The sequence below is a fragment of the Burkholderia sp. YHN3-13 genome, assembly GCF_055810675.1.
Map to the genome: position 1 here is coordinate 347,079 of NZ_JBVVNQ010000003.1, position 15,236 is coordinate 362,314.

General features: G+C 63.7%; 11 protein-coding genes. 6 read left to right on the top strand and 5 right to left on the bottom strand.

Going from position 1 to position 15,236, the window contains the following annotated elements; translation table 11 throughout:
• Window positions 1-121: 121 nt before the first annotated feature.
• The 3 genes from AC0KUR_RS09860 to AC0KUR_RS09870 all read left to right on the top strand — a co-directional run bounded on the left by AC0KUR_RS09860 (window position 122) and on the right by AC0KUR_RS09870 (window position 3,807).
• Window positions 122-1,417: an MFS transporter gene (locus AC0KUR_RS09860; RefSeq protein ID WP_175027741.1), complete on the top strand. Its 1,296-nt coding sequence runs from the start codon at window positions 122-124 to the stop codon at window positions 1,415-1,417.
• Between the two features lie 699 nt (window positions 1,418-2,116).
• Complete coding sequence (locus AC0KUR_RS09865) at window positions 2,117-2,332, top strand: hypothetical protein (protein WP_124608743.1); 216 nt, start codon at window positions 2,117-2,119, stop codon at window positions 2,330-2,332.
• 554 nt (window positions 2,333-2,886) lie between these two features.
• Complete coding sequence (locus tag AC0KUR_RS09870) at window positions 2,887-3,807, top strand: LysR family transcriptional regulator (RefSeq protein WP_473375799.1); 921 nt, start codon at window positions 2,887-2,889, stop codon at window positions 3,805-3,807.
• 1,206 nt (window positions 3,808-5,013) lie between these two features.
• Here the strand turns inward: AC0KUR_RS09870 and AC0KUR_RS09875 are convergent.
• The 4 genes from AC0KUR_RS09875 to AC0KUR_RS09890 form a co-directional block, all read right to left on the bottom strand.
• Window positions 5,014-5,355, bottom strand: coding sequence for an immunity protein Imm33 domain-containing protein (locus tag AC0KUR_RS09875; protein WP_049034465.1), 342 nt, complete (start codon window positions 5,353-5,355; stop codon window positions 5,014-5,016).
• A 202-nt stretch (window positions 5,356-5,557) separates the two neighbouring features.
• The gene (locus tag AC0KUR_RS09880; protein ID WP_049034464.1) at window positions 5,558-5,962 is read right to left on the bottom strand and encodes a hypothetical protein; all 405 of its coding nucleotides are present in this window, start codon (window positions 5,960-5,962) and stop codon (window positions 5,558-5,560) included.
• Window positions 5,963-6,204: 242 nt separating this feature from the next.
• On the bottom strand, window positions 6,205-6,450 hold the full coding sequence (locus tag AC0KUR_RS09885) for a hypothetical protein (protein ID WP_473375800.1): 246 nt from the start codon (window positions 6,448-6,450) through the stop codon (window positions 6,205-6,207).
• 25 nt (window positions 6,451-6,475) lie between these two features.
• The gene (locus tag AC0KUR_RS09890) at window positions 6,476-6,862 is read right to left on the bottom strand and encodes a MerR family transcriptional regulator (protein WP_034191796.1); all 387 of its coding nucleotides are present in this window, start codon (window positions 6,860-6,862) and stop codon (window positions 6,476-6,478) included.
• An 88-nt stretch (window positions 6,863-6,950) separates the two neighbouring features.
• Between AC0KUR_RS09890 and AC0KUR_RS09895 the strand changes: the two genes are divergently transcribed.
• The 3 genes from AC0KUR_RS09895 to AC0KUR_RS09905 all read left to right on the top strand — a co-directional run bounded on the left by AC0KUR_RS09895 (window position 6,951) and on the right by AC0KUR_RS09905 (window position 9,252).
• On the top strand, window positions 6,951-7,859 hold the full coding sequence (locus AC0KUR_RS09895; protein ID WP_049034463.1) for an alpha/beta fold hydrolase: 909 nt from the start codon (window positions 6,951-6,953) through the stop codon (window positions 7,857-7,859).
• Window positions 7,860-7,924: 65 nt separating this feature from the next.
• A complete protein-coding gene (locus AC0KUR_RS09900) occupies window positions 7,925-8,407 on the top strand; it encodes a cupin domain-containing protein (RefSeq protein WP_034191798.1) in 483 nt (160 codons plus the stop codon).
• A gap of 110 nt (window positions 8,408-8,517) precedes the next feature.
• Complete coding sequence (locus AC0KUR_RS09905; protein WP_473375801.1) at window positions 8,518-9,252, top strand: ABC transporter substrate-binding protein; 735 nt, start codon at window positions 8,518-8,520, stop codon at window positions 9,250-9,252.
• 79 nt (window positions 9,253-9,331) lie between these two features.
• On the opposite strand, the gene uvrA is transcribed toward AC0KUR_RS09905, so the two are convergent.
• A complete protein-coding gene (gene uvrA / locus AC0KUR_RS09910; protein WP_473375802.1) occupies window positions 9,332-15,226 on the bottom strand; it encodes an excinuclease ABC subunit UvrA in 5,895 nt (1,964 codons plus the stop codon).
• Window positions 15,227-15,236: the final 10 nt, after the last annotated feature.

Sequence of the window (15,236 nt, forward strand, 5' to 3'; positions counted from 1 at the left end):
GGCCGACACACGTCGGCTGTCGCAGATCGTCCTTTAGACCCAAAAACAGGCATGGATACATGCAGGAGACGCTATGACAATCGCAACAGACACCCGTACCGCATGCGACGTTGCGGAGGATATGCCTCGCATCGAATCATCCGGACGTCCGCGCATCCGCTCGATCGCCGGAGGCCTGGGCGGCAATCTGATCGAATGGTACGACTTCCTCACGTACAGTATTTTCTCGATCTACTTCGCGAAATCGTTCTTTCCGAGCGATCAACCGACCGTCCAGCTCATGAACACAGCGGCAATTGCAGCCGTCGGTTATATCGCGCGCCCGCTCGGCAGCTGGTTGATTGGTCTATGGGCCGACAAGCGCGGGCGCAAATCCGCGCTCACCTGGTCGGTCGCAACGATGTGCATCGGGTCATTGATGATCGCCGTCACCCCCGGCTACGAGTCGATCGGTGTGTGCGCGCCGATCGTGCTGATCGCAGCGAGACTGCTGCAAGGCTTGAGCATGGGTGGAGAATATGGCACCAGCGCGACCTATCTGAGCGAAATCGCGCCGCCACACCGTCGCGGTTTCTTCGTCGGCTTTTTGCAGGTGAGTGTCATTTCCGGCCAACTGGTGGCGCTCGGGTTGATGCTCCTGTTGCAGAAGACGCTGAGCGCGCATCAGATCGAGGCATGGGGCTGGCGGATTCCGTTTGCAATTGGCGGCGTGCTTGCCATGTTCGCGCTCTACATGCGTCGTAATGTGGTTGAGACGGCGGCATTTGAAGCAGCGCAGCGCGAGGAAGGACCGTCCATAACCGTTCAATTGCTGCAGCACTGGAGACAGATACTGCTCGCAATCGGCATGACCGTTGGCGGCACAGTAGGCTTTTATACCTACACGGTGTACATGCAGAAGTACCTCGTCAATACCGTCGGCCTCACGAAGGAAGTGTCGACGCTCGCCTTTACCTGCGCATTGGTGTTTTACATGTTCCTGCAACCGCTATTTGGTTATGCATCGGATGTGTTTGGCAGACGTCCCGTACTGATCACGTTCGGACTGTCGACCACGCTGTTCTCCGTCCCGCTCTTCAAGGCGCTAAGCATGACGCACGATCCATGGGTTGCGTTCGGTCTGTCGTTCGCGGGCCTTTTCATGCTGGCTGGTTTCACGTCGGTGCATATGCTGGCGAAGGCCGAACTGTTTCCGGCGCGCATACGGGCCCTTGCGGTAGGATTGCCCTACGCTTTGACCACGGCGATCCTCGGCGGCACTACGGAGCTTGTCGCACTGAAATTCAAGGCGAGCGGGCACGAAGCGTATTTTTACTGGTACGTATCTTTGTGGGCCGCCGTCTCGTTGGCCGTCTATCTACGGATGCCCGAATCCAACAATCCTCACGCGCCAGATGACAGACAGTCCGCCGTCTGAGACGATAAATGCCCTTGGCGCCTGAAGGTCCGCACAATTCCCGCCTTTACAGGTACGGATACCAATACCTAGCCGGAAGGCGAACTTCGAGAGATCGCGTGCGTGCCCCACCTGCGCCTGACGTGACAACGGCCGGCAGTGCAATCTTCGCCAAGACCTACGCTCGTCGTTTTCGCCTACGCTCATCGCGCGACCGTCCGCGAATCCTGCTGGATCCCCGTTTTGACGACTCGAGTGAAATCGGAAACGCTCAGTGGAACTGTATCCGCCTTTGCGTTCGAGCGCGTCTTCCGCGCGACAACCAGGATCGCGCCCAAGTGTTCATAAAAACACGCGAGCTGTCGCGCATCGGACAACAATCTCTCCAGATCGAACGCCCTCTCAAGCACCGTCCGCGGGAGATGAAAGCGCTGAAATCCGCGCCGCAAGCGAACCTCAAAAACCACCCCATCGCTGTTATGCGGTACTCCTGCCCATACAAGCGGGCCGCAATCCATGACGCCTCCGGAAAATCCCTATCGTCAGATCAATATGCCAGCTATTCTCAATACGCACATTAGTATTTCAAAATTGTGGCGACTGACGCACTGACGCATTCGCAACACTCCCGATATTGCGTTGCAGCATGAACTTCCGTCGACTGAATTTTCGCCTTAGAAGCAGTAGCCCCTCAGTCGCCCCATGACGGGAGAGCACGCCATGACGACTTCTTCACCAGCACTGAGCCAGTCCCTGCCCGCCCTCCATGTGTTCGAACAAGATGGAGGTTGGCATTGGGGCATCACGGTTCCTCGTTCGGTGGGATGCGGATTCAAACTGATCGCATCCAGCAATCACATCCTTCCCAACCAAGACACTGCCCGATGTGATGGTGGTCAAGCGCTGGCCGCGATTGTCACAAGTCCGGGCACCTGAACTTGTCGTCTCCGGCACGGAAAGCCCGCTTGAGTTTTCACGTCTGGATGCAATACTCCAATCAACCTTCAAAGCGAAGCATGCATTGCCGGACGACGGCCAGCACATCCAACTAGACAAGTCCGACTTCCAGATCCGAACCAGCGAGTGAGCGGTGCTCGGATCAATGTGTTAGCTGCGGCTAGCAGACGCACCGACGACGAGCCGCCTCGCCAAGAAACAGCTGGCTTGTCTACCTGCAAGCAGCCACTGGCGACTGGCGGCTTCTGGCCGCACGGAGCCCGACGTAGGCGCCGCCATCCTGCTACCGCCCTTCGAATCCGCATGGATTGACTTCCGGCGTTGATAAACTTGTGACCGACGCTTCCGTCCCTGAACACCTCGTATCAGTGCCCCAAAGTCCAGCCGAGCTGACGTGCGTGATCCGAGGAATCAGTGGCAAAGCGTCGTGGCGGCTGCCAAAATGGCGGCCCCGCAGCCGCGAGGGAAGTCTCGACCAACGACACCCCAAGCCCTGCGTCGATCATCAGCGGCGTATCTCACAGGTAATCGCTTTGAAATTGTCGTTTGAAGTTATCGAAGTGCTCGATGCCATAGACCGGGCGGGAACGTTCGCGGAAGCGGCCGTGCTGCTTCATCGCGTACCGTCGGCATTGACTTATCTGGTGAAAAAGGCCGAGGCTGATCTTGGCGTCGCCCTGTTTGATCGCAACGGCCGGCGCGCGCAGATGACGGAGGCGGGGAGACTGCTCGTGGAGGACGGTCGTCATTTGCTGCGAGCCGGGCAGGATCTGGAGAGCAAGGTTCGAAGTGTCCATGCGGGTTGGGAAGCCGAGCTCAGGCTGTGCGTCGACGATATTCTCCCGTTGCCTTCGTTGTGGCCGCACGTGCGTGCGTTCTACGAACTGAAGATGACGACACGGCTGCGTTTATCGACCGAAGTGCTCGGTGGCGTGTGGGACGCGCTTGTGACGGGGCGTGCGGATATCGCGATCGGCGCCGCGGGAGAGCCGCCACACGCGCCCAACATTGCAGCAAGGCCGATCGGCCTGCTACGTCACGTTTTTGTCGTGGCGCCTTATCATCCGCTTGCCGCGAACGAAAAGCCACTCGACAGCAGCGCAATTTCAAGTCACCGCGGCGTCGTCATCAGCGATACATCGCGTGAACTCGAGCCGAGATCGGTGGCCATTCATGACGGACAACCGGTCATCGTCGTACCGAACCTGGCCGCCAAAATCGACCTCCTTTGCGAAGGCATTGCCGTCGGCATGCTGCCCGCGCCTGTCGCCGACGAGTTGATACGGCAGGGCAAGCTCGTCGAGCGCCAGGTAACAGGCGTGCGAGCGCACACAAACTGCTACCTCGGCTGGCGGGAGGATAAGACGGGGCGTGCGTCGAGATGGTGGATTGAACGACTGGATCAGATCGATCTGATAACCGGGCTTTTCAGTGCGCGCGGCATCGTTACCTGAAGCAAATGCCTGTCTCACACCTCGGCGTCGACTCGCTGGATGGGGAAGACAGGATGCTCGGAAAATACGTCGAGGCGCGCGTGATACGTGGTCGTAGCAACGTGAGCGCCTCGAACGATAAACGCATCGCGTCGTGCCCCCGATATCGGCGCGACGGGTATAACGCGCCATCAGGTCACCGTTCGGGACCGACCAGCTGCATCGCTGCGTGAAGCTGCACGCCGATAGGTGTCAACCCGCCCGGGACGCATTTGCACGGCGGGCAGTCGCGGTCACGCGTTCGGCGGAGCCTGAGTTTGGCTGCGCAGGCACGCTGTCGTGATACGCAGGCATCTCGTTATCATGCCGTTCGACGATGTCTGCAAGCGACCCCGCACAACATCGAGTGTCCGCGCGGAGCCGGGGTGAAAGGCTCCTTGCGGCCCTGAAGAGACAATCGCGGAAAGCGAAAGCGGACATTCGCATCGTCGTTAGACGCGAATCTGTCCCATTGGACTTGGCGTCTATCTTGCCTAATTCGCAGAGCGCCTGAATCGCCATCCCTGATCACGGTGTGACAGGCAGTTGTCTCCATGCGCCGGCTATGCGTCGGTACAAGTGCGGGAGCAGTCGATGGTCGCAATCCCCGGACCGCTCTACGACTTGCCGAAGCTCCACTAACCCTTGTGCGGAAGATGAGTCGCAGAATGCAAGGAGGTCACGCGCTGGAGCAACAGCGACAAAGCCCTGTGGGGCGACATGTGCATACCAGTGATTCCACATGGCATCAAGCGTGAGAAGACTCGCCTCGAAGTTACCTCCCATGAGTGCAACATATATGGAACCGTACTCACGAACAACCAGCCTTTCTTCCGCAAGAGTCTGCAAATTTGAAACGGCGATCGAATGAAGCTGATCAGCCGAAACACACTCCTGTTCCAGATGCCGGTGCTGAACGAAAGCCAAATGATCAGATGCGTCTACGACATACGAAACCAATAGGTCGCCGCTAAGAGGACGAAGAACAGGCGAGTCTTCGCCTGACAACGATATTGCTGGTGTTGAGTCTTGCACCATGGGCTTCAGATAAGCGATGGCGCGGGCACAAATGCCGCCTTCTCTCACGGTCATAGGGCGATATTCAATCAATCTTAAAATACTGCTAGAACCATCCTCGGAGGATTGTCGGCGATTCGGGTCGCGATGTCGAATGGCCGCTCATAGCCGTTACGAGCTTTCAGTGACCAGCAACTCGCCATCGAACCAGACATCCTCATAGTCCGGCGCAAGCAATACACGCCATCCCGGCGGCAGTGCCAAGTAAGGGACAATGTTCGGACAGCGCTCGATCAAGTGGGCCACATGAAGCGGCTGATAGAAGTCAGCGTCCGGTGAGTAGTCGCCGCCGTAAATATACCAACCACACGTACCGTTTTCCGGGGTTAGCCGAACCGCGTGAAGCGGCACATTCTCAAGGGATCCAAGCGCGATCCCTACCTTCTGGCTCGCCTCGGGCGGCATGTATTCTGCACCGAATCGGTGGCAAACGTTTCTTTGATCATTGGACATTGTTGTGCAATATGCTTAACTCGTCGTGATTGTCACCGATCCTGCCGGGTTTGTTGGATGTCCCAAGTTGGCCGAATCTGGTCGGTTGCCATCCCGGTGGCCCGCGACGGCCTCAACCCGATCCTGACCAGCCACTCAATTGCTCTTGAAGCGGTCGCTGGATCTAGCTAGCCGAATCTGAACCGAACGCTCTATTGGAAAGTTAGTCGAAATCGATCCGAAAGGCACTCTCGTCTTCGTATTGCAGCTTTAAATCGACCAGGATCGCACTTGCGAGTGCGGTTACCAACGCGATCTTCAATTCTGGTATGACGCCATTGAGATGAAATGAAAACTCCCATCCCGGCGACGCATCGATCCAGGACACGAATAGATCATCGCTGTCGGACCGCCAAAACTGAACGTTCTTCACTACACCTGTCGATGCTTCATCAACAATCTTGGCTCTGGATACTTCGATCTGTTGGCCGTCATCGCTCCAGTGCGTTATTCGCCCACTATCAGGGTTGGCAAGCAGAAATCCAAGAGGCTTGAGCAAAGTCTCGACAAAGTAAAAAGCTTCCGGAAATGGACCTTTCAGCAATACGATCAAGATAGGTTTTGCCATCGCGTTTACCGACCCGAGTGTTGGCTGGCTGCAGTTGCCGTCATAAGAGCCCGGTCGATTGTCGACGATTCCGGTGACAGTGTCGAACGACTGTTGGTGGCCGGGAGCCGACAGATGTACAGAACCGCTACAGCCCCCTGAGGCGACCATCAAGATTATGAAAGCGGACGCTCATCCTCGCGCATCGACTTGCCGATCCATTTAGACGCGCAGGCAATGCCAATTGACGATCATTCGACTACCTACCGCTGCCCGGTCATTGATTTCCACACGAACGCGGCAATCCTTTCGACGATACCGTCCGCCAACGGGAGATCGGGATCAGGATAAGCCGCGAGGTTGGCTCGACGGTCAGCCGTATGTACCGCTTTGAGCACGTGGTTGGCGTCGGCGACAAGCACGAGTTCAACGGCGGGATTTGCCTGTTTCAACCGTTGCGCATCCGCGGAGCCCACCTGAAGATCCTGCAATCCCTGCATGATGAGCACTGGCTTGCCCGCTCATCCCCGGACATCAATCCAACGGCGGCACGGCCCCCTCGGCCAAGGTCTTGAGCAACCGCGCGCGACGGCGTTCGAGATCCGCGATCTGACGTTCGATCGACGCCAGTCGTTTGCGCTGGGCATCAGTGGTTTCAGGGCATGCGCCCGCGCCTTCGATCATGCGCATGCAGTCGGGAAACGAACGAATCTCGGCCAGACTGAAACCCGTTGCGATCATCCGCTGAATCTGCCTGACCTGCGTCACCGCTGCGGCAGGAAACGCGCGGTAACCATTGCTCGCGCGAACGGACGTGAGCAGCCCCTGCTCGTCGTAATGACGGATCGAGCGCACGCTTGCGCCGGTCTGGCGCGCAAGCTCGCCAATGGTCAGCAGGTTTTGTCCGGGAGATCGAGTCATGGAAAAAGCATAGCAGCTTTCGCTTGACCCTCACATCAGTGTCAGGGTTGAAACTCGTGGGCATCTCAACGATTCTCGAACACCGATCATGCCCCATACCCTCTTGCGTCACGTGCTTTCGACACTGGTGGCCATGCTCGCCGCGCTTGCGGTGATATCGACGGCCGGCGCCGCGACAACAAACTATACGGTGACCGCGCCGGACGGCGTCACCCTTGCCGTCCAGGAATCGGGAAACCCGTCCGGGCCGGCGATCGTGCTGATTCACGGCTTGCTCGGCAGTCATCTGAACTGGGATGCACAGGTCGACAGCGCGCTGCTTCAGCGGTATCGCATCATCACGTACGACCTGCGCGGCCACGGCCTGTCCGGGAAGCCGGCGGGAACCGCCGCCTATCTCGACGGGCGGCGCTGGGCGGACGATCTCGCCGCCGTCATTGCGTCATCGCATGCGAACCGTCCGGTACTGGTCGGATGGTCGCTGGGCGGCGCCGTCATCTCGAACTACCTGGCCGCTCATGGCGATAGCCGGATCGCGGGAGCCGTCTACGTCGACGGAGTGATCGAACTGAAGGCGGACCAGCTCGTCGCCCATGCGGACATCTATCGCGACATGATCTCCGCGGACCTGAAGACGCACCTCGATGGCGAACGCGCATTTCTCGGCCAGTGCTTCCACACGCAACCCGACACCGCCACGGCCGACCGGCTGCTCGCGAACGCGGCGATGGCTTCATGGGACATGCAGCGCGCGGTGCCGTCGATGACGGTGGCGGCGGCCGAAGGCCTCGGCAACACCCGCGTGCCGGTGCTGCTGCTCTATGGCGAACGCGACGCGCTGGTGAACACCCACGGGGCGATCGCCCGTGCCAAGGCCATTGCGCCGCGCGTTCAAATCCGACTGTACGCGAACTCGGGCCATGCGCCTTTCATCGAGGAACCGGCGCGCTTCAATCGCGATCTGGCTGATTTCGTCGACCGTGTCGCAACGCACTGAGCAAACCGTGTCCGCGCGGACGCCAAACCGCTACCATCGATGTTCGTCCCCACGGAGAACCGCCGATGAGCCGCCCCGATTTCATCAAGCACTGGACCGAACTCGAAGAACCCGATGCGCATTGCTATCGCGGCGATACCGAGCCGATGGCACTGGATGCCCCGCTTTCCGCCGCGCTCGGCATCACGCGCATCGGTATTCATCACGTGAGGCTGCTTCCGGGCCGGCGGACATCGTACCCGCATGCCGAAAGCACCGAGCAGGAATTCGTGTACGTGCTCGAAGGCAAGCCCGACGTCTGGATCGACGGCGTGCTTCATCCGGTCGCCGAAGGCGATTCGGTCGCGTTTCCCGCGGGTACCGGCATCTGCCACACCTTCATCAACAATACGAAGGACGAAGTCCGGTTGATGGTGATCGGCGAACGCCCGCGCGACGACAACCGCATTCGCTACCCGCTCAACGAGGCCTATGAACGGACCCGCGCGGATCGCTGGGTCGACTGGCCCGACAGGCCGCTCGGCCCCCATGACGGGATGCCGGACTGACGTTTGCAGCGGCTCGCCCGCGGCATACCGGCCCGGGCCCGGGGCTGGTGATAAGCTGCGAGGCGGTACGCAATCGCATCCGCCCGCCCACGCCCCAACGAGAGCCCGTCATGCCCATCGCTTCCTCCGTCCGCTCCGCCTTCACCCCCACCGGCAAGCTCCGCGCGTCGATCAACCTCGGCAACCCGATTCTCGCGAACCGGGATCCGGCGACCGGCGAACCGTTCGGCGTCTCGATCGACCTCGCGCGCGCATTCGCCGAGCGCCTGTCGGCCGAGCTGGAACTCGTCGTATTCGACACCGCCGGCCAATCGGTGCAGGCGCTGACTGAAGAACGCGCCGACTTCGGCTTCTTCGCGGTCGATCCGCTGCGCGGCGAAACGGTTGCGTTCACCGCACCGTACGTGCTGATCGAAGGCTTCTATCTCGTGCCCGACGCATCGCCGATCCGCACCAACGCGGACGTCGACCAGCCGCACAACCGCGTGGCCGTCGGCAAGGGCAGCGCGTACGACCTGTTCCTCACGCGCGAACTGAAAGCCGCCCGGATCGTGCGCGCACCGACATCGCAGGCCGTCGTGCCGACGTTTCTCGAACAGCATCTGGAAGTCGCCGCCGGCGTGAAGCAGCAGCTCGAAGCCGACGCCGCGAAGACGACCGGCCTGCGCCTGCTCGACGCGCGCTTCATGGAGATCCGGCAGGCGATGGGCGTACCGAAGAGCCGCGGCGAAGCCGCCGCCGCGGTGTTGAACGCCTTCGTCGAGGACATGAAGGCGTCGGGCTTCGTCGCCGAATCGCTGCATCGGCACGGTATCACGGGCGCGTCCGTCGCCCCGGCCGCCTGACCGGACGCGCATGACGAAATGAAACGGCCGCGGTGTCCGGCAAGACACCGCGGCCGTCGACCGAATGGAAGCCCCGCGCTCAACCGACGCGCGCCTCTCCCTCGCGCTCGGCTTCCCCTTCATCCGAACTCGTGCGCGCCAGCACCGGCTTGAGCGCCTGCCCCGTATGGCTCGCGCCGACCTTCACGAGCGCTTCGGGCGGCGCCGCCGCGACGATCGTGCCGCCGCCCACACCGCCCTCCGGCCCGAGGTCGATGATCCAGTCGGCTTCCGCGATCACGTCGAGATCATGCTCGATCACGACGACGCTATGCCCCGCATCGACGAGCCGGTGCAGCACGCGGATCAGCTTCGCGACGTCCGCCATGTGCAGGCCGACCGTCGGTTCGTCGAGCACGTACAGCGTATGCGGCGCCTTCTGACCACGCCGCGTGATGTCGTCGCGCACCTTCGTCAGCTCGGTGACGAGCTTGATGCGCTGCGCCTCGCCGCCGGACAACGTCGGTGACGGCTGGCCGAGCGTCAGGTAACCGAGCCCGACGTCCTTCATCAGCTGCAGCGGATGCGCGATGTTCGAGATCGGCGCGAAGAATTCCACCGCCTCGTCGATCTCCATCGTCAGCACGTCGCCGATGTTCCGGCCACGCCACGTGACGGCGAGCGTCTCCGGATTGAAACGCTGGCCGTGACACACGTCGCACGGCACCTTCACGTCGGGCAGGAAGCTCATGCCGATCGTGCGCACGCCTTGTCCTTCGCACGCCGGGCAGCGCCCGTCGCCGGTATTGAACGAGAACCGGGACGCCGTATAGCCGCGCGCACGCGCCTCCAGGGTGTCCGCGAACAGCTTGCGGATCGTGTCCCACACGCCGATGTAGGTGGCCGGACACGAACGCGGTGTCTTGCCGATCGGCGTCTGGTCGACTTCGAGCACGCGATCGATCTGCTCCCAGCCGCTCAGCGACGCGCAGCCCTGCCACGCGTGCGTGACGTTCAGCGACGGCCGCGGCGCGCTGCGTGCGAGCACGCTCGAGCGGCGGTTGGCCGCCGGCGCGTCCTGCTGCGCGGCCTTGCGTGCGCGCCGTGTGGCGGGCGACGAAAGCACCGAGCGGCCGACCGCGTCGAGCAGGTTCGTCATCAGCACGTCGCGCGCGAGCGTCGACTTGCCCGAGCCGCTGACACCCGTCACCGCGACGAGCCGCGCGAGCGGAATGCCGACCGTGACGTCGCGCAGGTTGTGCAGCCGCGCACCGTGCACGGTCAACCACGCTTCCGGCACGGCCGCGCCGCCCTTCTTGCCCGGCAGGCTCACGCTACGGCGCGGCTGCAGCGGATGCGTCATCGGCCGCGCGAGCAGCCGACCCGTGACCGAGTCGGCCTGCGCGGCGAGATCGGCGACCGCGCCCTGCGCGACCAGCGCACCGCCGCGCTTGCCGGCGCCGGGGCCGATGTCGATGATGTGATCGGCGCGACGGATCGTGTCCTCGTCGTGTTCGACGACGACGAGCGTATTGCCCTTGTCGCCGAGCTTGCGCAGCGCGTCGAGCAGGATCTGGTTGTCGCGCGGATGCAGGCCGATCGTCGGCTCGTCGAGCACGTAGCACACGCCCTGCAGGTTGCTGCCGAGCTGCGCGGCGAGCCGGATGCGCTGCGCTTCGCCGCCCGACAGGCTCGGCGCCGCACGGTCGAGACTCAGGTAGCCGAGACCGACTTCCTCGAGGAACGCGAGGCGGCTGCCGATCTCGCTGACGATGTCGCGCGCGATCTGCGCGTCGCGCCCGGTGAGTTCGAGCGCGTCGATCCAGCGGCGCGTGTCCGACACCGTCCACTGCGCGACCTCGACGATCGGATGCGCGTCGAACGTGACCGCGCGTGCGGTCGGGTTCAGCCGCGTCCCGCCGCAGTCCGGGCACGGCTCGTTGCCGACGCCTTCCGGTTCCTGCTCGTCCGACGGCAGCGTCTGCTCGCGGCCGCGGCCGTCCTCGGCGAGTACCGTGTCGTCGTAAGCGGCGCGTTGTTCGCGCGTGAGCGTGACGCCGGTGCCGACGCAGGTCGTGCACCAGCCGTGCTTGCTGTTGTACGAGAACATTCGCGGGTCCAGCTCCGGATAGCTCGTGCCGCATACCGGGCACGCACGCTTGACCGACAGCACCTTGACCGTGCCGACGCGCGCGGTCGAATGGTCGTTCCGCATCGCATCGTGCAGCCCGTCGAGCGGCGCGAGCAGATGCATCACGCCCTTGCCGAGCTCGAGCGTCTCGTCGAGCCTGCGGCGCAATTCGGCTTCGTTGTCCGGCGACACGACGATATCGGCGACCGGCAATTCGATCGTGTGCTCGCGGAAGCGGTCGAGCTTCGGCCACGGATCGACCGGCACGAACTCGCCGTCGACACGCAGATGCGTGCTGCCGCGCGCCTTCGCCCACTTCGCGAGATCGGTGTACACCCCCTTGCGGTTCACGACGAGCGGCGCGAGCAATCCGACGTGCTCGCCGCGATGATCGCGCAGCAGCTGCGCGGCGATCGATTCGACGGATTGCGACGTGACCGGCGTGCAGTCGTGGATGCAATGCTGCAGGCCGAGCTTCACGTACAGCAGCCGCAGGAAGTGCCACACTTCGGACGTGGTCGCGACCGTGCTCTTGCGCCCGCCGCGCGACAGCCGCTGCTCGATCGCGACGGTCGGCGGAATGCCGTACACCGCGTCGACTTCGGGCCGCCCGGCCGGCTGCACGATCGAGCGTGCATACGCGTTCAGCGATTCGAGGTAGCGGCGCTGGCCTTCGTGGAACAGGATGTCGAACGCGAGCGTCGACTTGCCGGAGCCCGACACGCCGGTGATCACGTTGAACTTGCCGTGCGGAATGTCGACGTCGAGCGCCTTCAGGTTGTGCTCGCGCGCGTTGACGATCCGCACGACGTCCTCGCCCTCGATCGCACGGCGCTCGCGCGCGGCGTTCAGCACGGCCTGCAGCGGCACGCCTTCGTCGGCGAGCGCCGCCTCGGCGTCCATCGCGCGATCGTACTGCAGCAGCGCCACGCCCGTGTGCGATTCGGCGCAGGCCTTCACGTCGTCGGGCGTGCCCGCGCACAGCACGAGGCCGCCGCCGTCGCCGCCTTCCGGGCCGAGGTCGATCAGCCAGTCCGCCGCGCGGATCACGTCGAGGTTGTGCTCGATCACGATCAGCGAATGGCCGGCCGCGAGCAGCTTGCCGAACGCCTGCATCAGCTTCGCGATGTCGTCGAAGTGCAGCCCGGTGGTCGGCTCGTCGAACATGAACAGCTTCGCGCGCGCGATGCGCGCCTCTTCCGTCGCGACCCGGCGCCCGTTGGCCGCCGCCGCGGATTCGGCGAGGAAGCCGGCGAGCTTCAGGCGCTGCGCCTCGCCGCCCGACAGCGTCGGCACCGGCTGGCCGAGCTTCACGTATTCGAGGCCGACGTCGACGATCGGCTGCAGCACGCGCAGCACCTCGGCGTCGGTCGCGAAGAACGCGGCCGCCTCGCTGACGGTCAGGTCGAGCACGTCGGCGATGTTCAGCGCACGGCCGCCGCGTTCGATGCGCACCTCGAGGATCTCGGCGCGGTAGCGGCTGCCGTCGCAGTCCGGGCAGCGCAGGTACACGTCGCTCAGGAACTGCATCTCGATGTGCTCGAAGCCCGAGCCGCCGCAGGTCGGGCAACGACCGTCGCCCGAGTTGAAGCTGAACGTGCCGGCGCCGTAGCCGCGCTGCAGCGCGAGCGGCGCCTTCGCGAACAGCTTGCGGATCTCGTCGAACGCGCCGACGTAGCTCGCCGGGTTCGAGCGCGTGGTCTTGCCGATCGGCGACTGGTCGACGAACACGACGTCGCCGACCTGGTCCGCGCCCGTGAGGCTGCGGTACGCGCCCGGCGACTCGGTCGCCTTGCCGTGGTGCCGCGCCATCGCCGGATACAGCACGTCCTGCAGCAGCGTCGATTTGCCGGAACCGGACACGCCCGTCACGCAGACGAGCCGCTGCAGCGGAATCTCGACCGTCACGTCGCGCAGGTTGTGTTCGCTCGCGCCTTCGAGCAGGATGCGCGGCGTATGCGCGTCGACCGCCCGGCGCGCCCAGTTCGACGCGTGCGCGACCTGCTTGCGGCCGCCGAGATACTCGCCGGTCAGCGTGGGCGCGGAACGGATGTCGGCCGGCGTGCCGTCGTAGACGATCGTGCCGCCGCGCTCGCCCGGACCCGGCCCCATGTCGATCAGCCGGTCGGCCGCGAGCATCACCGACGGATCGTGCTCGACGACGACCAGCGTATTGCCCGCGTCGCGCAGCCGCTGCATCGCCTCGACGATCCGTGTCAGATCGCGCGGATGCAGCCCGATGCTCGGTTCGTCGAGGACGAACAGGGTTTTGGTCAGCGACGTGCCGAGCGCCGTCGTCAGGTTGATCCGCTGCACCTCGCCGCCGGACAGCGTGCGGCTCTGCCGGTCGAGCGTCAGGTAGCCGAGCCCCACGTCGCACAGGTATTTCAGGCGCGTGCGCACCTCGGCGAGCAGCAGCTTCAGCGCATCGTCGAGCAGCGCGCTCGGCAGGCTGATGCCGTCGAAAAAGCGCCGGATGCGCTCGATCGGCAGCAGCATCAGGTCGTGCACGGTCAGGCCCGGCAGCGCCTCGAGCTGCGCGCGGCTCCAGTCGACGCCGCGCGGCATGAAGCGCTCGGCCGGCGCGAGCACGCCGTCGGCATTCTCTTTCGAGCCGAGCCGCCATTGCAGCGATTCCGTCTTCAGGCGCGCGCCGCCGCACACGTCGCACGGCGTGTAGCTGCGGTATTTCGACAGCAGCACGCGGATGTGCATCTTGTACGCTTTCGATTCGAGATAGCCGAAGAAGCGCTTCACGCCGTACCACTGGCTCTGCCACTTGCCGTTCCAGTCCGGCGAACCGTTGACGACCCAGTCGCGTTCGGCGTCGGTCAGCTCGGACCACGCCACGTCGCGGCGGATGCCGGCCTTCGCCGCGTAGCGCATCAGGTCGTCCTGGCACTCTTTCCATGCGGGGGTCTGCATCGGCTTGATCGCGCCGCCGCGCAGCGTCTTGCGCGCGTCCGGAATCACGAGGCCGAGATCGACGCCGATCACGCGGCCGAAGCCGCGGCAGGTTTCGCACGCGCCGTACGCCGAGTTGAACGAGAACAGCGCCGCCTGCGGTTCCGCGTAGCGCAGGTCGCTGTCGGGATCGTGCAGCCCGGTGGAGAAGCGCCACACCTGCGGCTCGGCGACCGCATGTTCGGCCTCGGGGGCCAGCACGTATACGTTCACGCGGCCGCCGCCGCGCTTCAGCGACGCCTCGATCGCCTCGACCACGCGCACCTTGTCGGCCTGCTGCACGCGGAAGCGGTCGGCCACCACGTCGAGCACCTTGCGCGGCCCGGTGGGCGACGCGACTTCGCGCCGCGCCTGCACGCGCGTATAGCCGCTCGCGGACAGCCACTGCGCGATTTCCTCGTCGGACACCGCTTCCGGCAATTCGACCGGGAACGTGACGACGACGCGCGGATCGTCCGCCCGCGTGCGGGCGACGAGATCCGCGTAGATCGTTTCCGGCGTGTCGTGCCGCACCTGCCGCGCGGTCTGGCGGTCGAACAGCTCGGCCGCGCGCGCGTACAGCAGCTTCAGGTGATCGTTCAGCTCGGTCATCGTGCCGACGGTCGAACGCGAACTGCGGACCGGGTTGGTCTGGTCGATCGCGATCGCGGGCGGCACGCCGTCGACGCGCTCGACCTGCGGGCGGTCCATCCGGTCGAGGAACTGGCGTGCGTACGCGCTGAAGGTTTCGACGTAGCGCCGCTGCCCTTCCGCATACAGCGTGTCGAACACGAGACTCGACTTGCCCGAGCCCGACGGGCCGGTGACGACCGTCATTTCGCCGGTGCGCAGGTCGAGATCGAGGTTCTTGAGGTTGTGCTGACGTGCTCCGCGAATGCGGATCAGATTGCTGGATGACAATTTGCCTGCC

Coding starts and splice junctions, on each gene's coding strand:
- AC0KUR_RS09860 (WP_175027741.1), top strand. CDS start 122: ATGCCTCGCATCGAATCATCCGGACGTCCGCGCATCCGCTCGATCGCC.
- AC0KUR_RS09865 (WP_124608743.1), top strand. CDS start 2,117: ATGACGACTTCTTCACCAGCACTGAGCCAGTCCCTGCCCGCCCTCCAT.
- AC0KUR_RS09875 (WP_049034465.1), bottom strand. CDS start 5,355: ATGTCCAATGATCAAAGAAACGTTTGCCACCGATTCGGTGCAGAATAC.
- AC0KUR_RS09880 (WP_049034464.1), bottom strand. CDS start 5,962: ATGGCAAAACCTATCTTGATCGTATTGCTGAAAGGTCCATTTCCGGAA.
- AC0KUR_RS09890 (WP_034191796.1), bottom strand. CDS start 6,862: ATGACTCGATCTCCCGGACAAAACCTGCTGACCATTGGCGAGCTTGCG.
- AC0KUR_RS09895 (WP_049034463.1), top strand. CDS start 6,951: ATGCCCCATACCCTCTTGCGTCACGTGCTTTCGACACTGGTGGCCATG.
- AC0KUR_RS09900 (WP_034191798.1), top strand. CDS start 7,925: ATGAGCCGCCCCGATTTCATCAAGCACTGGACCGAACTCGAAGAACCC.
- AC0KUR_RS09905 (WP_473375801.1), top strand. CDS start 8,518: ATGCCCATCGCTTCCTCCGTCCGCTCCGCCTTCACCCCCACCGGCAAG.